Below are 15,118 nucleotides of genomic sequence, written 5' to 3' on the forward strand. Positions count from 1 at the left end.
CCAGGCGTCTCGGGGCGTGCGGGCGATGTATGCCTTTGCCTCAAGCTCAACATGGCGGTGGACGTGCTGTCCACGTCTTGCCGGGTAGTCCTGGAGTCGCCGGACGGGCCGCGCGCCTTAGCGGGAGTGCTGCTTGAAGAAGTCCCACATGATGGTGGTTCCGTCGGGACCCGCGGGGTCCGCGAACGGGAAGGCGCCGTCACCACCGGGCCACGCGTGACCCATGCCCTGGATTTCGATGTGCTGGACCAGGAGCACGCCGTTGGAGACGTAGTCCCTCACGGTGTACTTGCGGCCTCCCGGCGACACCGCGGTCGTCACCCGGGCCGGGGTGTTGGACACGCTGTTGTTGTTCGAGCCGTCGTCGCCGTAGTCGTTCGTCTGGACGAACTGGCGCGCGGTCTGCTGGCCGTTGACGGGATTGACGACGTCGTCGGACGTGCCGTGGACCACGAGCACCGGCACGTTCCGGCGCGGCTTGCCTGAGCACGCCCACGCGTCATAGCCGCGGTCATCCGGTGAATAGATGCTGCCGAAGGTCATGGCGTAGAGGCTGCCGGACGCCGTGGTGGCCGCCTTGTACATGGCGCCCGCGCCCACCATCCCCGCGGTGAACACATCCGAGTAGCAGGCCATCAGGATGCTGGTCATCACCGCGCCCGCGGAGACGCCGCCCAGGTAGACGCGGCGCGAGTCCACCGCGTAGTGGCCCTTCACCCAGTCCACCATGCCCACGACGATGGACGGCTCGCCAATGCCTCGCTCCTGGTTGGAGGAGAACATGAAGTTCCAGCACTGGGTGCCGTTCGCGAACATCGCCTGGTTGGGATAGAGCACCAGGAACCGCTCCGCGTCCGCCTTCGCGTTCAGCCGCGACAGGCCCGCGAACTGGTCCGGGTTCTGAAGACAGCCATGCAGCCCGACGACGAGCGGGAGCGGCTCACCGGGCTGGTAGCCGGTGGGGACCCAGAGCTGGAAGCTCCGGGTGCCCCAGACGTTCGAATAGACGCCGTGGACCCACTCGCCCGCCCGGGCCTGCGTGGCCCCCAGCACCGCGAACAGCGCGCACAGCCCCACCGCCATGCGAGACATGGCCTGGACCTTCCGAGTCACCGACATGTGTCTGCCTCCTGCTTCAGCCAGGACGCGTCATGCGCCCGGGTGACTCGACCTCCCGGAGGAACCTCTCCACCACGTCGGCGACCTGTCCGGGTTGATCCACGGGCGCGGCATGCCCGGAATCCGTCAGCACATGGAGCCACGCGTCCTTGAGCTGGCCCGCGTAGGCCTGCTTCGTGGACAGCGGCGTGTAGTCCCGTTCGGAGTGCAGCACGAGCACGGGACAGGTGATGTCCTTCAGCCGGTCCTGGACGCTCCATCCGGCCAACCCCCGCGTCGCGCGCAGGTAGACGTCCGGTGCGTTGGCGCCCAGGGATTCAATGGCCCGCTGTCGCAGGTCCTCCTGCTCCGGCTTGGGGAACAGCTTTGGGGCGATGCGCTTCGCCAGCGCGCGGGGCCCCAGCAGCCGCAGCACAAAGAAGCGCGCCGCGAACTCCAGCTTCCGGCGCAGCGTGCGAGCCACCATGTCCGGCCCGCTGTTGACCACGGTCAGGCTGCGCACCAGGTCCGGCCGGTCCACCGCCAGCTGGAAGCCCATCATCCCGCCCATGGACAGCCCGACGACGTGCACCTGGGACAGCCCCAGCCCGTCGCACAGCGCCGCGATGTCGCGGGCGAAGAGGGCCACGCCGTAGGCGCCCGCCGGCTTGCCGCTCTGGCCGTGGCCCCGCGCGTCCGGAATGAACACGCGGTGGTGCGCCGACAGCCGGGGCGCCACCAGGTCCCAGTCGCTGCCCGAAGACCCCAGCCCGTGGAGCAGCAGCACGGGCGCCCCGTCGCCGGACTGCTGGAAGTGCAGGGTGACGCCGTCGGGAAGGGAGAACGTGGGCATCGTCGGGTGAACGACCGTTCAGAGGGGGTTTGGACTACGCTTCCAATGCAGGTGGAACCGTAGCTGAACGACCGTTCGTTTTTCAAGGTGGCCCCCATGGCGTCCTCCTCCCCGTCCCGTCTTCGCTCGCGCAAGGCGGTCCTTCCGGCCTCGGCGTCGGCCGACGGCACGCGCCGCCGCATCCTGGAGACAGCGCTCCAGCTCTTCGCGAGCCGGGGCTTCCACGACGCGTCCATCCGGGACCTGGCCAAGGAGCTGGAGCTGCGGCCCAGCGCGCTCTACGCGCACTTCGCCTCCAAGGAGCACGTGCTCGCGGAGCTGGTGCGCCTGGGGCATGAGGCGCACCACGAGGGGCTTCGCACGGCGCTGCTCGGCGCGGGCGCGAAGCCGGTGGAGCAGCTCCGGGCCCTGGTCCGGGCGCACACGCAGCTGCACGCGAACCATCCGCAGCTGGCAGTGGTGGTGAACGACGAAATCCACGCGCTGCCGCCGGAGCTGGCCGCGCCTTCGCTGGCGCTGCGGGAGCAGTCGTCGGCGCTGCTGCTCGCGGTCATCGAGCGGGGCCGCTCACAGGGCGTGTTCTCCGTGCCGCACGCGGGCGTGGTCGCGGCGGCCATCTCCGCCATGGGGCTGCGGCTGCCCTACTGGTTCGAACCCACGCCCGCGCTCGACGTGGACGCGCTGGCGGACCTGCACGCGGAGCTGGCGCTGCGCATGCTGGGGGTCAAGGCCGGGAAGTAGGGGGCAGGGCCGGGTGGAGCTGGCGGCGGTACGCGGCGGGCGTGCTGCCCACGTGCCGCTTGAAGGCCTTCCCGAAGGCGCTGTCCGTTTCGTAGCCCACGGCCTCCGCGATGGCGGTCAGGGACGCATCGCTCTCCGTCATCAGCCGCGTGGCGGTGTGCATGCGCCACTGCGTCAGGTACGTGAGGGGGCTCTCGCCGATGACGTGCTGGAAGCGCGCCGCGAAGGTCGACCGCGACATGCCAGCGAGCTTCGCCATGGCCTCCACCGTCCACGGGTGCTGGGGGCGTTCGTGCAATTGCTGAAGGACGCGGCCCAGCTGCGGATCCTCCAGCGCCCGGAGCCAGCCGCCCTTTCCGGCGGGGAAGGCTTCGACGTGCATGCGCAGCGCGTGGATGAACAGGACGTCGGCGAGCCGGGTGGCGACGAGCTCGTGTCCGGGGCGCCCGGCTTCCATCTCCGCGGCGACGAGCTGGATGACGGACTCCACCTGGCGCGTGGAGCCGGTTCCGTCGCTCCGGACGTGCAGCACCCGGGGCAGGCCCGCGAGGAGCCGGTCGAGCCACGCCCCCGCGAATCCGAAGCTGAAGGAGACGAGCGTCGTCTGGAGCCCGTCCCCACCGTGGCGCAGGACGCCGCCGCATTGGGCTCCGGTCTCCTCGTAGAGCTCCGGCAGGGGGCGCGTGCGCGTCCGGGGTGAGTCGCGCAGGGAGTGGGGCGCGCTGCCCAGGATGAAGACCCAGTCGCCCGCCGCGAGCGCGATGCGCTGGCCTTCCACCTCCAGCCAGCAGCCGCCACGAGACACCGCGTGGAAGAAGCCCGGGTGCCCCAGGTCGAGCTTGATGCCCCACGGCGCGCCCAGCTCCAGCCGGCCGTACACCTCTGTCTTCAATCTCAGGCTGCGAAGCGAATCCGCCAGGACGTCCATCTTGAGCGCTCCCTCCGGACGATTGGACGAGAAACACGGAGCTTCGCACATGGAACGTCCAGCGTCGCGGGACTACCCATCGCCCTGGAGAAAGGACGCTTCCATGACCCAGACATCGACACAGACACGCATGCGGATGTTCCACCTGCTTCGGGCCGGAGGGGCCGCGGCGGTCCTCGTCGTGTGCCTCGCGACCCTCGCCGTGCTCACCGCGCCGCACGTCCGGGGCATCGGGTTCTTCCTGGCGCTTCGCTTCGCGGTCGTCGCGCCCGCGTGCCTGCTCGTCTCCGTCACGGCGGCCTTCCTGTATCCCTTGCTCGTGGCGCGGTCTTCGCGTCCCCGGCTCACGCTGGCGGCGGTGCTCGTCGGGCTCGCGCTGTGTGTGATGGGCGGGATGGCCGTGTGGGGACCTGAAGGCCTGGCGGTCGCGGCGGCGCCCGCGCTGCTCGGTGTCGCTGTCGTGGTGTCCTGGCTCGTCCCTCGCTTCGTGGACAGTTCCCGGCGCTCACGCGTGGGCACCGTCGCGCTCCTGGCGCTGGGCGTGCTGGAGACCGTGGGCGTCGTCCGGGCGGTGTCGAGCGAACGCGCCTCCCCGGTGCGCGAACTGGCCGGCGCAGGCTCCAGGTTCGTCACGCTGCCGAGCGGCGCGCGCGTCCACTACGTGGAGGAAGGGCAGGGGGAGACGCTCCTCTTCCTGCACGGCAATCCCGCCTGGTCCTACCAGTGGCGCGAGCTGATCCGCGGGCTGCGCGGTTCGTACCGCTGCATCGCGCTCGACTATCCGGGCTTCGGTCTGTCCGAGGCACCGGCGGGCTTTGGCTTCACGCCCCGGGAGGAGAGCCTCGTCGTGGAGGAGTTCGTCGAGCAGCTCCAGCTGCGGGACGTGACGCTGGTCATGCAGGACTGGGGTGGCCCGATTGGACTGGGCTTCGCGGGGCGCCGGCCGGAGCTCGTGAAGCGCGTGGTGCTGGGCAGCACCTGGGCCTGGCCCACGAGCACGCGCGAGCCGCGCGGCATCTTCTCCGTCATCGCGGGTGGGCCCGTGGGCGAGTTCCTCCAGCTGAACTTCAACGGCTTCGCGTCCTTCGGCCTCCAGAACGGCGTGGTCCGCCAGCTGCCCTCCGGCGTGCTGGAGACCTATCTCCGGCCCTTCGTCCCCCTGGAGCGCCGGGGCATCGCGGCCTTCTACCCGGGGCAGATCACCGCCGCGACGGCGTACTTCCAGGAGGTCGAAGCGGCCCTGCCGCGTCTGGCCGACAAGGAAGCCCTCCTCTTCTGGGCGCACCTGGACCAGGGCTTCCCCAGGAGCGACACCGAGCGCTTCGAGAAGGCCTTCCCGAAGCACCGGACGGTCGGGCTTCCCAACGCCAACCACTTCTTCTTCGAGGACACGGCGGAGCAGGTGGTCGCGGAGGTTCGCGCCTTCATGCGGCCCTGAACGCCGGGGAGCACCAGGGCGGTCATGGGCGGCTGGCGCAAGCATTGCTAAATGTCGCCACGCCGGCCGGGCAGGGTGCCCGGCCGTGGCTCCATGGCCGCGATGCTCCCCGAACCTTCCCTCCCGCCCGCGGCACCCGGCCCACGGCGCGGCTTCCTGGCCACCGCCGTCCTCACGGTGCTGTGCCTGCCGCTGTCCGTGGCCCCGCAGGTGACGCCGGTGTCGCCGCCGCCCCGCATGGTCCTCTGGGCCTGGGAGCGGCCGGAGGACCTGCGCTTCCTGGAGGGCCGCGCGGTGGACGTCGCCTTCCTGCTCGCGACGCTCGACCTTGCCGACGGGGACGTCCACGTGCTGCACCGCCGGCAGCCGCTCCGCGTTCCCCCGGGCACCGCGTTGATTGCCACCGTGCGGTTGCAGATGCTCCCGGGCGGTTCGCTCGCGCGCTTCACTCCCGAACGCCTGGAGGCCCTGGCCGGGCTGCTGGACTCGCTTGCGCGCCGCCGCGCTGACGTGACCGCGCTGCAGCTGGACTTCGATGCCCGCGCATCGGAATACGACGCCTACGTCGACCTGCTCCAGCGGCTGCGCGCGCGCCTGCCTCCGGGGATGCCGCTGTCCATCACGGGGCTCGCGTCATGGTGCGTGCCCGGAAGCTGGATTGCCCGGGCGCCCGTGGAGGAAGTGGTGCCGCAGCTCTTCCGCATGGGCCCGGACGGGCCGGTCTGGCGTGCGCGGTTCGCGCGCGGCCTGCCCCGCCCGTGCGCGGGCAGCATGGGCCTGGCGATGGACGAGTGGCAGCCCGTGCCTCCCGGCGTTTCGACCCTCTACCTCTTCAACCCCCGGCCGTGGACGCCCGACGCGTTCGCTCGCGCCGTGGCGGAGACCCAGTCATGAAGAACGCAAGAACAGTCCTGGGGCTCGTGGGCCTCGCGGTCCTGCTGCCTCCCGTCATCGCCGACGCCTGCGGGCCCGATTTCGGACCCGATCCCCGCTTCCACATCGTCGACAATCCCGACCGGCCCTTCGATAGCTACTCCGCCGGGCGCCTGGGCGTCCTCCGCCGCACGCTCGACCTGCCCTACCTCGCCTTCGCCTGGCGCTCGATGATGGGCATCCCCACCACGGCGGATGAACAGAAGCACCTGGTGGCGGGATGGGGGGACGCGGAGGGCCGCTATGGACCTGACCCGTGGTGGGCCAGCAATCAATGGACCGCCGTCCGGCAGGAGGTCGTGCCCGCCGGGGACCTGCGGCAGCTGGACTCCATCCGGCTCGCGGATCAATCCAGCGCTTCCTACATCCACGGTGATGCCTTCCTGCACGCCGCCGTCACGGCCCGCGCGCTCGCGAAGGAGTGGAAGCGGCGCCCGGCGTTGCTGACGGAGTGGGTGGGCAACCAGGACACCGTCCTGGGCGGGGGCTGTGCCCTGTCCATGCCGGCGCCGGGCATCGAGGAGTCGCTGACGCCGCGAGAGAAGGCCCGCCGTCAGGCCGAGCGCGACTACCAGGCGGCGGCCATGCACCTGTACTGCGGGAAGTACGACGCGGCGGCGGAGGGCTTCCAGGCCCTGGCCAACACCGCGGACTCCCCCTACCGGACACTCGCCGCGTACCTCGTGGCGCGCACCCGCGTGCGCGAGGCGATGTTCGGGATGCCCGAGGGTGAAGGGTACCCGGAGAGGGTGGACGCCACCGTGCTGGCGCGCTTCACACGGGCGGAAGAGGCCATCCAGAAGGTGCTCGCGGATCCGAAGCTGCGCGAGGTGCACGGTCCCACGCGGCGCCTGCTGTCCATCGTGCGCTGGCGCCTGTCGCCGGAGACCTGGCGGTGCGAGCTGTTCTCGCGGGTGCTGGAGAAGGGGACGGGCTCCGGGCTGGAGTCGGATCTGGCTGGCATCTCGTTCACGCTCGACGCGGACGGCAACGCCGTCACCTGCCCGGGGTTGAAGCCTCGGGCGGCGGAGCTCTCCGCGTGGCTCCAGCTCATGTCCACCCGTCCCCCCGACGAGGCCGGCATCCCGGAGGCGCCATGGCCTGCGAAGGCCTTCGGGACCGCGGTGGCCCGCTGGAAGAAGAGCGCGCACCTGCCCTGGCTCGTGCTCGCGCTGCTGTCGGCCCGCGCGGACGCGCCGGAGGTGCCCGAGCTGCTCGCGGACGCGGAGAAGGTGCCGGTGGAGTCCCCCGCGGGCCTGACGCTCGCGTGGCACTCCGTGCAGTTGCTGCGGGAGCGTGGCGCGCTGACGGAGGCCCGGGCGCGGCTGGACGCCATCCCGGTGGCGCTGGTGCGCGACCTGCCGTCCGCGGACAACTTCCTGCGCGAGGAACGGCTGCACCTGGCGAACAGCTGGGACGAGGCGCTGCGCAACGCGGCCCAGCTCGTGGTCGACGAGGACGGTGCGTCCTCCCATCAGGACTGGAATGCCCAGACGCCCGAAACCGTGGCGATGGGGCTCAGCCCCATATGGGCGTCCTTTCTGGAATCCCATGTCCCCACGCGCCGGATGCGTGAGTGGGTCGCGCTCCCCGGACTGAGTCCCGCGCTGCGCCGGCAGTTGTCGTGGGCCGTGTTCGCCCGCGCCGCCGTGGTGGGGGACGACGAGACCCTCAAGGCCCAGGCGGCCACGCTCGCGGAGGCGGAGCCCAAGGCGCGCGCGGAGCTCCTGGCTGTCGTGGGACGGCCCACGGTGGAGGAGCGCCTCTTCGACGCGCGGCTGCTGCTCATGGGGCTGCCCGTTGTCTCCGCGAGGCTGGAGCCCAACCGGGACCGGCTGGCGAACGTCTCACCGCAGCTGGACCTGACCGAGGACCTGAGCTGGTTCCGGAACGGGTGGTGCGTGCCGGGGACGAAGAACCTTGAGGCGCCGCCGGGAACGCCGGGGCCGCTGCCGTTCGCGAGCCCGGAGGAGCGGGCGGACGCCGCCAGCGAGTGGAAGGCCCTCAACGAGGCGGGCTCCTCCGTGGCCTTCTTCTCCCGCGTGGCGCTGGACTGGGCGAAGGCGCACCCGGCGGATCCGCGCTCGCCCATCGCGCTGTTCCGCGCGGTCCGGTCCAGCAAGCGGGGCTGCGGCCAGAACACCCCGGAGGCGAAGAAGGCCTTCGCCTGGCTCCACAAGCAATACGGCAAGACGGAGTGGGCGCGCCGCTCGCCATACGTCTACTGACGGGCGGCCCTCCGGCCTACGATGCCGCCGGCATGACGACGCCGCGAACGCGAGGACGGGCAGGGCTCCCCACGGTGGTGGGGCTGCTGGCGCTCGTCGCGTTCGTCTACTGGCCGGTCTTCACCGGGCACCTGCTCGCGGGCCGGGACCTGTTCCGCATCTTCTTCCCGGACTCGGCCTTCCTGCTGGAGTCGCTGCACGCTGGCGAGGTGCCCCTGTGGAACCCGTACCTGCGCCTGGGGCAGCCGTTCGCGGCGACCCTCTACTCGCAGGTGTACTACCCGCCGCGCTGGGCCGCCGTGCTGCTCACGGGGCCCATCGTGTCCATGACGGTGATGCAGCTGGGGCACGTCGTGCTCGCGGCGGTGGGCGTGTTCCTGCTGTGCCGGAGGCTGCGCGTGTCCTGGCCCGCGGCCGCCGTCGCGGGCGCCACGTTCGGGCTGTCGACGATGATGACCCGGCTGGGCCTCCAGCAGAACCTCGTCGACGCCGCCGCCTGGAGCGGCTTCATCCTGGGCGCCGCGCATGACGCCACCCACCGCCCGGGGCGCGGGCCCCTGGCGCGGCTCGCCGTGTACAGCGCGCTGTCGCTCTTCGCGGGCTCGCCGGAGACCACGCTGTGGCAGGGGCTGGTCGCGGTGCTGGTGGCGGGCCTCGCGCCACGGCAGGCGGCGGGGGCCCGGGCGCGCTCGGTGGCGCGCGTGACGGGGGGGCTGGCGCTGTCGGCGGTGCTCGCCGCGGTGGCGCTGCTGCCCACCGCCGAGTTCGCGCGCAACTCCCTCCGGTTGCAGGACGCCTGGTCCTGGCGGCTCGTCTGGTCCGTGTCGTGGCCCCAGGTGTTGTCCGCGCTGTGGCCGCTCGCGGACTGGCCCCGGGGAAGCTACTGGGGCGAGGACCAGTGGTTCATCCTCAGCCTCTTCCTGGGGACGTTGCCCTGCGCGCTCGCGGTGCTGGGCGCCGTCCGCGGGCCGCGGCGCGCCCGGGCCTTCGCGGTGGGCGCGCTGTTGCTCGTGGCGCTGAGCCTGGGCCGGCACTTCGCGCCCGCGGCCTGGGTGCTGCTGCACGTGCCCCCGTTCTCCCTCTTCCGCTACCCGGTGAAGTACTTCGTGGGGGCCGCGTTCTGCGTGTCCGTGCTGTCCGCCTTCGGGGTGGATGCGCTGGGAAGGTTCGCGCGCCGCCTGCGTCCCTCGCGCCTGCGCGCGGCCGTGGCCCTGGTGGGCATGGTGGGCGCCATGGCCGCCATCGGGCCCGTGGTCCGCCGTCTGCCCATGCGGGCCTCCGCCGACGCGGGCGCTCCCTGGGTGCCCCTGTGTCTGGGATTGGCCGTGCTCGTGGTGCTCTGGCCTCGCGGCGCCTTCGCGCGGCCCCGCCGGGTGCGTCAGGGCATCGCGGTGCTCGCGGTGCTGGAGGTGGCGGCGTCGCACGCGGTGCTGGACCGGCCGCGGTACACGCCCCTGGAGGCGCTGCTGCGGCCCTTCTCCCTGCGCGTCTTCCTGCCAGAGCCCTACGCGGGCCGCATCAGCGTGGACATCCAGGGCCCCGAGGACCCCACGCGCGTGGGCAAGGGCAACACCATCGAGCGCAGCCGCGAACAGCTCATGCCCAACCGCTTCGTGGAGGAGCGCCTGCCCGCGCTGGAGGGCTTCGGCGCCCCCGAGCCCCGGTACACGGACGTCTTCCACGACGCGGGTGAGCGCACCGTCTTCGACCTCACGGGCGTCACCCACTACCTGCGCCACGGACCGCCGCCCTTCGACGACCTGGAGCTGCTCAACACGGCGGAGGACGGCACCACGCTGTCGCGCTCGCGCACCGCGATGCCGCGCGCGTTCCTGGTGCAGCGCGCCCGCGTGGTGACGGATGCGCAGGCGCTCGCGGCGGTGGAGGATGGCTCCCAGCCCTTCCGTCACACCGCCTTCCTCGCCTCGGGCGAGCCGCTGGAGCGGCCCGCGTGCATGGGCGCCGTGGAATGGGTGCGCCAGGGCGCCCAGCACCTGGAGTTGAAGGTGGAGGCCTGCGACGACAGCTACCTCGTCGTGTCCGACAGCCACTATCCGGGCTGGACCGCGACCGTGGACGGACAGGACGTGCCCCTCCACCGGGCGGACCTGGCGCTGCGCGCCGTGCGGGTTCCGAAGGGTCTCCACACGGTCCGCTTCGACTACCGCCCGCTGAGCTTCCGCCTGGGCCTGGCCCTGTCCGTGCTCGGCTGGCTGGGGCTCGTGGCCGCGGTGCTCAGGCGTCCGCGGGCGCCCTGACGCCCCTGCTCACTTCATGGGCCGCACGACGCGGAGGATCTTCCGCGCGATGATCTTGTTGCGCGCGTCGTCGGACAGGCGCGTGGACTTCACCTGCAGGTAGATGGACGGATGGTCCGAGTAGTACTTGCCCTCGGACTTGAGGTGCCTGGAGCCGCTGGCGCCCATCAGGCCGTACATTCCGGGGCCGGACAGCTCCAGGTGCTCGGTGTCCGCCTGGTAGTAGCCCATGTAGTGGGCGTTGCCGGCGGAGTTCGAATACTGCTGGTGGAAGAGCGGAATGGCCTCCGTGCACTTGTGGGCCAGCATGTACGTGGGCTGGGTCTCCGGCCGGCCGTCGAAGAAGACGCCCCGGCTGCCCTGGGTCGTCTCCTGGAGGTCCATGTTGAAGTCCCCCACCATCACCTGGATGCCCTCGGACACGCAGAAGGTCTGCAAGGCATTGCGCTCCACCTGGCGCTCATGCGGGTTGGAGCCGGTCAGCGACGCGCGCAGGTGCACGCCGGCCACCGTCACCGAATGGCCATACCGGTTCCCGAGCGTCACCTTGAGGATGTACTCGTCCTTGGACTTCAGCTTCGTCTGGATGGACGCCGTCTTCCGGGTGAGGGTGGTGGCCTCCAGGTAGAAGCCGTCGTTCTTCGGGTTCTCCACCTGCTCGTGGATGTCCTCCCGCAGGTAGAGGGCAATCTCGTTGACGTGCTTGATGCCCTTGACCGTCGCGTCGTCGATGAGGTGCCTGCGCACGTAGGACATGCCCAGGCCGGAGGGGTCGATGCGGTCCGGGAAGGGCGAGCCCGTGGGGTTCTCCGACAGGAACACGAAGACGGGGTAGTGCTTGTAGCCGCGCAGGTTCCGCTCGATGCGGTTCTTGCGCCGGTCGCTCCACTGGGACGTGTCCGCCGCCTGGGGGCCGTTGCTCTTCAACCAGGACTGGTAGTTGTCGTCATAGTCGGAGTCGGGGTTGTGCATGTTGCGGATGAGGTCGCACTCCTGCTGCACGATGTCCGCGAGCTTCGAGGCGATGTCCGGCCCCTGCAGGAAGGCGCTGGAGGCCAGGCTGGGGACGAGCGGGTTCGCGAGGTTCGCGCCGTCCACCCGCTTGCCTGTGTCATCGAAGGTGGCGCTCAGCCCCTTCACGCCCTTGGTGGTGTTGGCCTTGTAGAACTTCTTCGCGGCGTCGAAGGGGATGAACAGGATGGAGACGCGGGGAAGGGTCGCGGTGTCGATGCCCTCGTCGAATTCGCGCTTCGGCATGGCGGACCCCAGGGGGCGTGAGGGCTACTTCCAGGAGCAGCCCTTGATCTTCTTGCAGAACGCTTCGTTGGTGGCCTTCTCACACGCCATGGCCACGCCGCCGCACATATTGGACCCGAACATGTAGGCACATCCAGGCTGGCTGCTGCAGTACATCTGGGAGAAGACGCCACAGAAGTTCGGCTTGCCCGTGCAGCGGCCGGCGCCCTGGGGCGCGGTGGCGTCCTTCTCCGGCGTGGCGGCCGTGCCCGCGTCCTTGCCTTCGACCCCGGCGTCCGCCTTCGCGGAAGCGGAGGTCTTGGGCTTCTTCGCCGCGCCCTCCGCGTGGGCGGGAGCGCCCAGGAGGGCCGCCGTCATTGCGAACGCCATGAAGAGACCCACGCGCTTTCCGTGCTGCGCCATGTTCCTGTCCTTTCGGTGTGGGACCGGCCCGTCTCCCGCCATAACAGTCTACGAGAAGGGGAAGTCAGCGGCGTGAAGCATGCCCGCCTGCCCGCGCGGGAGTCGAGCAGCCTCACCCATTTCAGCGGCGGGGGAGGAGCTCCCGCGCCAGTTCGATGAAGGCCCGCAGGGGACGCGCGGAGCCCACGTGGTTCCGGCCCGCGCCGACTCCGGTGGCGGGTCCGGGTTCACCTCCGCTGGGGGCCGGCTGCGCTTCGCAGCAGCAGCGCCGCGCGGTGGATGGCGGACCGGATGCGGACGTAGGTGCCGCAGCGGCAGACGTTGTCGCTCATGGCCGCGTCGATGTCCGCGTCGGATGGCTGGGGATTCCTCCGCAGCAGCGCGACCGCGGCCATGATCTGCCCCGGTTGGCAGAAGCCGCACTGGGCCACGTCCTCCGCGATCCACGCCTGCTGCACGGGATGCAGTCCCGCCGCGTCCGCCAGTCCCTCGATGGTCTTCACCTCGTGGCCCGCGACTTCGCCCACGGGGTGGAGGCAGGGACGGAAGGCCTCGCCGTCCAGGTGGCTGGTGCACGCTCCGCAGACGCCCACGCCGCAGCCGTACTTGGGGCCCGTGACGCCCAGCACGTCGCGGAGCACCCACAGCAGGGGCAGGTCCGAGGGCGACTCCACCGACACCGGCTGACCGTTGAGGATGAATTGATGGGCCGGCATGGTCAGGCTCCCTCGTCGAGGATGGGGAAGCGGGTGGGCATGGTGCCTGTCGCACGTGCGATGGCATTGGCCAGGGCCGCCGCCGCGCTGGGATAGCCCAGCTCGCCCACGCCACCCACGCGGTTGTCGGAGCGCACGAGGTGCACCTGGATGGAGGCGGGCGCGTGCTTCATCCGCAGCCACCGGTAGTCCGCGAAGCTGCCCTCGCGCACCGCGCCCGCGTCGATGTGGAGCCCCGCGCTCAGCGTGGTGGACATCGCGTCCATCGCGGCGCCCTGGAGCTGGGCTTCGACGCCCTTGGGATTGATGGGCAAGCCCACGTCCGCGGCGATGATCACGCGCAGCACGCGCGGCGTCCCGCTGGTGACGTCCACCTCGACGAGGTGGGCGATGGCGCTGTCCCACTCCTCCAGCACGGCGACTCCCTGGGCGACACCGGGCGGCAGCGTGCGGCCCCAGGCGCCTTCAAGCACCACCCGGTCCAGGACGGCCTTGAGCCGTCGGGACGTGAGGCGTGAGCGCCGCAGCTCCACGGGGTCTCGTTGGAGCTCGCGGGCCAGCTGGTCGACGAAGATTTCATTGGCCACGCCCACCTGGCTGGTGAAGACGGAGCGGAAGGAGGCCGTGGGAATGGGGAGCGGCACTTCGGCCAGCTCCTGCGCCACCCAGCCGAACTGGTAGGGGACGTGCTGGGTCAGCGTGAAGAACAGCGCGCTGGTGACCTCCGGCAGGACCTGCCCGGCGAGCGAGGTGAGGAGGTCTCCGAAGCCGTGGGGAAACTCCACGGTGGGAATGGCGGCGCGGTGTTGCCAGCCGAGGATGGAGCCGCCAGGTCCCAGCGAGGCGAGGATGCGATGGTGGCTCGCGGGCCGGTAGTGGCCGTGGCGCATCTCGTCGTTGCGGCTCCACATCAGCTTCACCGGCTGCCCGAGCGACCGCGAGATGAGCGCGGCTTCCACCGCGGCCTCGGTGAAGAAGCGCCGGCCGAACCCGCCCCCGGCGCGGATGGGATGCACGGTGACCCGCTGCGGGGTGAGCGCCCAGCCGAGCGCCGCGGCGACCTGATTCCGCGCGAACTTCGGATCCTGGACGCCGGACCAGACTTCCGCGACGTCGCCTGTCACGCGGGCCACGCAGCTCTGTGTCTCCATGGGCGCGTGCGCGAGGTAGGGGAAGTCGAAGCGCCCCTCCACGACCCGCGTCGTGAGCAGCGGGGGCAGCGGCCGGGGCCCGATGGCGTCTCGCAGCCGGGTCCGGATGTCGGCGTCGGAGAGGTGGCTGGCCGGACCTGGTGCCCAGGTGACCTGCAACGCGTCGCGAGCGGCGAAGGCCTGCGCGAACGTCCGGGCCGCCACCGCCACGCCTGACGAAAGCTGCACCACGCCCACCACGCCAGGCATGGCCCGGGCCGTGGAGGCATTGAAGGACAGGACCGTGCCGCGCAGCGTGGGAGGCCGCGCCACCACCGTCGGCATCGCGCCCGGAATGTCGAGGTCCAGGGTGAAGCGCACCGCGCCGGTGACGATGTCGCGTGCGTCGACGCGTCCCGTGGGCTGACCGACCACGGTGTATTCACCTGGAGATTTCGGCAGCGGGGACACCTCTGGCAGCAGCACGTGCGCGGCGTCTTCCGCCAGTTCGCCGTAGCCCAGCCTGCGGCCGTCGGGAGCGCGGACCTCGCCCTGCGTCGTGGTGAGCGTGAGGGCCAGCACCCGCCAGCGGTGCGCGGCGGCGGTGACGAGCCGTGCCCGGGCCTCCGCGGCGGCGGCGCGGAGCGGACCGGCCAGGTAGCGCATCGTCGAGGACAGGCCGGTGAGCTGGATGAGCCAGCGGGGATCCGCGTCGGCGGTGCACACGTCCACGGCATCCAGGCCGGTGTCGAGCTCCTCGGCGACGAGCATGGTCACGGCGGTGGTGATGCCCTGGCCCATCTCCGTGCGGGGCAGGGTGGCGACGACGCGCCCATCGGTCCGGACGGCGACGTAGAGGTTGAGCGGTGTCTCCTCCAGCGCCGCTGGATCCGTCGTGGGCTCCGCGGCCTGGGCGGAAGGAAGGTCGAGCCCGCACCGCGCCGCGACCATCAACGTGGGCGAGGCCACCAGCCACGTCAGGAACTTGCGGCGGTCGAAGCCGCTGGGAGGTGCCGCGTCCTCGGGCAGCAAGTCAGCCATGGGCAAAGTGTCTCACGCGGCCGTGGGCGGGCCCAACGACCCAGGGAGCCCTGTGCGGCACCTGTCACCTGGGACGCGGAAGCATCCAGGACAGG

General features: G+C 71.3%; 12 protein-coding genes. 5 read left to right on the forward strand and 7 right to left on the reverse strand.

Features of this window, described 5'->3' with window-relative positions; all coding sequences use genetic code 11:
* Window positions 1–117: 117 nt before the first annotated feature.
* Window positions 118–1,119, reverse strand: a complete 1,002-nt coding sequence (locus tag D7X32_RS00840) for an extracellular catalytic domain type 1 short-chain-length polyhydroxyalkanoate depolymerase (RefSeq protein ID WP_120600568.1) — start codon at window positions 1,117–1,119, stop codon at window positions 118–120.
* A gap of 16 nt (window positions 1,120–1,135) precedes the next feature.
* Window positions 1,136–1,951 carry an alpha/beta fold hydrolase gene (locus tag D7X32_RS00845; RefSeq protein WP_120600569.1) on the reverse strand — a complete coding sequence of 272 codons (816 nt, stop codon included), beginning with the start codon at window positions 1,949–1,951 and terminating at the stop codon, window positions 1,136–1,138.
* 96 nt (window positions 1,952–2,047) lie between these two features.
* Between D7X32_RS00845 and D7X32_RS00850 the strand changes: the two genes are divergently transcribed.
* On the forward strand, window positions 2,048–2,692 hold the full coding sequence (locus D7X32_RS00850; protein ID WP_120600570.1) for a TetR/AcrR family transcriptional regulator: 645 nt from the start codon (window positions 2,048–2,050) through the stop codon (window positions 2,690–2,692).
* Here D7X32_RS00850 and D7X32_RS44810 read toward each other — a convergent pair.
* Window positions 2,676–3,620 carry an AraC family transcriptional regulator gene (locus D7X32_RS44810; protein WP_158625565.1) on the reverse strand — a complete coding sequence of 315 codons (945 nt, stop codon included), beginning with the start codon at window positions 3,618–3,620 and terminating at the stop codon, window positions 2,676–2,678. The genes D7X32_RS00850 and D7X32_RS44810 overlap by 17 nt on opposite strands.
* 103 nt (window positions 3,621–3,723) lie before the next feature.
* Between D7X32_RS44810 and D7X32_RS00865 the strand changes: the two genes are divergently transcribed.
* The 4 genes from D7X32_RS00865 (at window position 3,724) to D7X32_RS00880 (ending at window position 10,477) form a co-directional block, all read left to right on the forward strand.
* Window positions 3,724–5,058 carry an alpha/beta fold hydrolase gene (locus D7X32_RS00865; protein ID WP_158625566.1) on the forward strand — a complete coding sequence of 445 codons (1,335 nt, stop codon included), beginning with the start codon at window positions 3,724–3,726 and terminating at the stop codon, window positions 5,056–5,058.
* A gap of 93 nt (window positions 5,059–5,151) precedes the next feature.
* Window positions 5,152–5,952, forward strand: coding sequence for a DUF3142 domain-containing protein (locus D7X32_RS00870; protein ID WP_439328980.1), 801 nt, complete (start codon window positions 5,152–5,154; stop codon window positions 5,950–5,952).
* The gene (locus D7X32_RS00875) at window positions 5,949–8,219 is read left to right on the forward strand and encodes a hypothetical protein (protein ID WP_120600573.1); all 2,271 of its coding nucleotides are present in this window, start codon (window positions 5,949–5,951) and stop codon (window positions 8,217–8,219) included. Before D7X32_RS00870 ends, D7X32_RS00875 begins: the two co-directional genes overlap by 4 nt.
* Window positions 8,220–8,251: 32 nt before the next feature.
* Window positions 8,252–10,477: a YfhO family protein gene (locus D7X32_RS00880; RefSeq protein ID WP_120600574.1), complete on the forward strand. Its 2,226-nt coding sequence runs from the start codon at window positions 8,252–8,254 to the stop codon at window positions 10,475–10,477.
* Window positions 10,478–10,486: 9 nt separating this feature from the next.
* On the opposite strand, the gene D7X32_RS00885 is transcribed toward D7X32_RS00880, so the two are convergent.
* The 4 genes from D7X32_RS00885 to D7X32_RS00900 all read right to left on the reverse strand — a co-directional run bounded on the left by D7X32_RS00885 (window position 10,487) and on the right by D7X32_RS00900 (window position 15,023).
* Entirely contained in the window at window positions 10,487–11,734 is a 1,248-nt protein-coding gene (locus D7X32_RS00885) for a hypothetical protein (protein WP_120600575.1), read from the reverse strand.
* 24 nt (window positions 11,735–11,758) lie between these two features.
* Window positions 11,759–12,136, reverse strand: coding sequence for a hypothetical protein (locus D7X32_RS00890; RefSeq protein ID WP_120600576.1), 378 nt, complete (start codon window positions 12,134–12,136; stop codon window positions 11,759–11,761).
* A 227-nt stretch (window positions 12,137–12,363) separates the two neighbouring features.
* Window positions 12,364–12,852 carry a (2Fe-2S)-binding protein gene (locus D7X32_RS00895; RefSeq protein ID WP_120600577.1) on the reverse strand — a complete coding sequence of 163 codons (489 nt, stop codon included), beginning with the start codon at window positions 12,850–12,852 and terminating at the stop codon, window positions 12,364–12,366.
* Between the two features lie 2 nt (window positions 12,853–12,854).
* Window positions 12,855–15,023 carry a xanthine dehydrogenase family protein molybdopterin-binding subunit gene (locus tag D7X32_RS00900; RefSeq protein WP_120600578.1) on the reverse strand — a complete coding sequence of 723 codons (2,169 nt, stop codon included), beginning with the start codon at window positions 15,021–15,023 and terminating at the stop codon, window positions 12,855–12,857.
* Window positions 15,024–15,118 lie beyond the last annotated feature (95 nt).

Source organism: Corallococcus carmarthensis (assembly GCF_003611695.1).
In the GTDB taxonomy this organism is placed as follows: Bacteria; Myxococcota; Myxococcia; order Myxococcales; family Myxococcaceae; genus Corallococcus; species Corallococcus carmarthensis.